This window comes from Pseudomonas caspiana (genome assembly GCF_002158995.1).
Taxonomy (GTDB): domain Bacteria; phylum Pseudomonadota; class Gammaproteobacteria; order Pseudomonadales; family Pseudomonadaceae; genus Aquipseudomonas; species Aquipseudomonas caspiana.
In genome coordinates this window covers 34254-37497 of the sequence record NZ_LOHF01000004.1, presented here as the reverse complement: position 1 = coordinate 37497, position 3244 = coordinate 34254, and the positions used below count along the sequence as shown (strand labels likewise).

The window sequence follows — 3244 nt, the reverse complement described above, 5'->3', positions numbered from 1 at the left end:
CCTTGCCCTGCTCGATCTGGCTGGCCGTGTTGCGTTCAGGGTCCGCATACACTTCAAAGTTAATGATCGCGCCTTGGTTTTTCAGGTCGCGCATGAAGTTCTGAAGGCCTTCGGTCACGTCCTTCACGTAGGTCTTGGTGATCGAGCGATCCACCGCCCACTTGTGCCCGTAAAGGATCGCGTCCATGACGATATCCATGGTGCGCACACGGGTGACAAAGGACCATTTTGAATCACTGGACTGGGTGCGGTTGCCCCACAGCCGGTAGCCATCGTCACGGATGATGGTCGTGATGTTGGCCGCGTTGAGCAGGTTGGCCCGGCAGGTCTCGTCACCGTCCAGGAACTCGACCGGACGCGTGGTGCCAGTAACACCGACGAACTCTTTGTTGGACGGCGACGCCCAGAATCCAAACTCGCTGTCGGTCCAGGCAAACAAGCCAGCGGTGTACGCCGAGGCCGGTGCGTCGACGGTTGCGTTTTTAGTCGTATCCCAGAACTGAACGCCCGGATCAACGAGGAAAATCCGCTTGCTGCCGAAGTTCTCGGCATAGGCAATAGCGGCTTCGTCCGTGGTGTTCGGGCCGTCGATGATCGCAATGGCGCGCAGCTTAGCGGCCAGTCCGTCCATGGCGGTGGCCACCGGCAACGTTGAGGAGTGCCCGGGCGCGATCAGCAAACGTGGCTGGGCGTTGAACTTGCTCTTGCCATCCAGCAGACCTTGCAGGCCGGTACGCTGACCGTTAGCCAGAACACCACCGATGATGGCCGAGGTCTGTGCCGCCGCATCAGTGCCCAAGGTGACGCCACACGCCACGATCACCGCCTTGGCACGAACAAAAACCGCCTGACAGGCCTTAGTAATAGCAGCGTCAGCGCCCCATGCCGCAATCGCCTCGCTTTCGCGAGTGATCAGCTTCAGCTCATTGGGATTCGCGCTAGGCACGCCCCCCACCAGCGGCCCCGGGGTGAAGGTGTCGCACAGCCCGATAATCGAACTCGACGGTAGCGAAATTGGGCGCGACCCAACGTCCACATTCGTGACCGTGACGCCGTGAAAAAAACCGCTCGTGCTCATAAAGCTTTTCTCCAGAAACGAAAAAACCCCGCTGGGCGGGGTTGTGTGTGATGTCTGCGTTACGCGTAACGGGAAAGAAAACGCCCCGTCAGTGCGGGGCGTTTATGGGGAGACTTCTGTTTCAGGTTTGGTTTCCGGCTCCGGCTCCGAGTAATCAGGCCATCCCTGATAAAGCTGTTCAACACTGTAAGTGCCAGCACTGACCAACTCCAAAAGCACCTTTTCCCGGTCAAAGCACGCCTGCACATGGGCACGTACCGCTGAAGATATTGAGAGGATCTGCGCGGCTCCCAGCTCGACAAATCCCAACCCCGTTTTGAAGTTGCAGCGATAAGCCGAATCCATCAATGCTGACACTGCCATTCCAGAAATCAGCGACTGGCTATCTCGGGTCGTTTCGATCAAAAGCCCATCAACTAAAACGCCCGAAGCCTCTCGCGCGTAGCGTTCAGCCGAAATCAAGGCCGGGTAATTGGGGGCAACTGGTACAAATGGTTGCTTGCTCACCACTCCATCAGCACCTAAACGCCACAAGCCATCAGTCTCTGTGATGGTGGCAAGCCAAACTTTGTCTGGAATAACTATCGCGTCTTTAGGGATTGCTCGATGGAAATCGGAGTCATAACGCCCTGTAATTTCACCAGCCTGATTGCATGTCACGTATTTCATAGTTTCCTCTCAACGACCTATAGCCAGGTAGCTATATTGCGCCGGTGACGGCCCAAGGCTTCTAAGGATCATGTTCGTGGCCGTCACACCTCTCACCTGAGCAAGAAAATTAGCGTTCGCCGCATCATCGCTAGCGGTGTTCACATAGGACAAAAGAACCACGGGGCTGGTGGTGAACGCGAAAGGCCATGTATGGCTTGAGTTGGTAACAGAAGCCACGATCCCTGTAGTGCCCCACTGAATGATCAGCCCGCCGAGCCAGCTCGGGAAGACTATGTAACTGTTAGAGCCATGCCCGCCTAAAACTGCCGAAAAACCCCAGCGCATCTTTTTCGGGGTGACAATGGTTGCGTCATCAGCCCCCGCATTCACCTGCGCCTGAGTGGCGAGTTTGGCCACACCAAATTTGGTTTCGGTAGACTGCTGCGCCAAGGCGGCCAGCGCGGAAATATCAATGTTTCCCTGATTGATAGGCGCGTTCCAAGCCTTGACGCACCACATGACGGCCAAGTTACGCGGCCGGGTTTCCGTGCCACCGGCTGCCGAGGTGATGGGTGTTCCGTTGCTATCAGTTCGATTGCCACGCGCCACCTTATCCTGGCCAACCCCGCTAGGATTAGCCGGTGCATCAATCTGGTGGACGTGAGACTTGAATTCATCAGCCTGCCAACTACCGATAACGCGTCCCGAATCCACTCCACGCCCATTATCCCAGCCGCGCAGAAACTCAGCACGCGACTCAGGCATGCGGAACATGCCCGCCCCTTCGTTGCCCTGGTTAAACCGCCCCTCGAAAAAGGCTGCCAAATCGGGGTAAGCAGCAGCACTGTATATTCCGCCGTCAACCTCCAAAAAACCCGGAGGAAGCTTGTTCATTGGAATAGCGACCAGCACGCCGACCGGCAAAGCCGAGGCCTGCGCGACCATGGCATCAACTTCAGGCTTTGTGTAAGCGTCCTTGATGCCATTTCCGGCCAGCGTTTCCGGGTTGTCACCCGACTGAACGATACCCCGCTCATTGATCTTGACCCGGGTGAACTGCCCCGCCGTTTTGTTCTTAGGCAACACCTCAAGAATCGACGCGTCTACGTAGGCACGAGTCGCCAGCACCACGGCCGGGTCAATCTTCAGCTCTACGTTACCGGCGTTGGTCACGATGATGTTCAGTCGCACGATTTGCGTCCGGCCGGACCCTTGCACCAGCAACGGCTTGAACGACGGCGCACAGTTGGCCACCGCCACAAAATCACCGTCTGCGTCGTACAGGCCGATTTCACGAATCCAGAAACCGCCGACGTCGGCCGGAATGACCTGCTCGGCAATGATCACCGCCGCATTGGCCGGGTCGATCTTGAGGGTGTTCAGCGGAGCGCGGCGCACCTCGTTGATTAGTTTGGTCTGTGTCACGGACGGAACGGGATCTGCGCCATTTGCATCACCGATTGCCATGTGCGTGATCTTCCAGGGCAAGCCCAGCGCATCAGCGTTCGCCTGTTT

3 protein-coding genes are annotated in these 3244 nt (G+C 57.3%); all 3 read right to left on the bottom strand.

What is annotated here, in order from left to right; genetic code table 11:
• Positions 1–1078 (bottom strand): phage tail sheath subtilisin-like domain-containing protein (locus AUC60_RS06850; protein WP_087265341.1); only part of this gene is annotated, 1078 nt, incomplete at its 3' end.
• A 102-nt stretch (positions 1079–1180) separates the two neighbouring features.
• Positions 1181–1747, bottom strand: a complete 567-nt coding sequence (locus AUC60_RS06845; RefSeq protein WP_087265340.1) for a DUF4376 domain-containing protein — start codon at positions 1745–1747, stop codon at positions 1181–1183.
• 9 nt (positions 1748–1756) lie between these two features.
• Positions 1757–3244: phage tail protein (locus AUC60_RS06840; protein ID WP_087265339.1), on the bottom strand; the 1488-nt coding region annotated here is incomplete at its 5' end.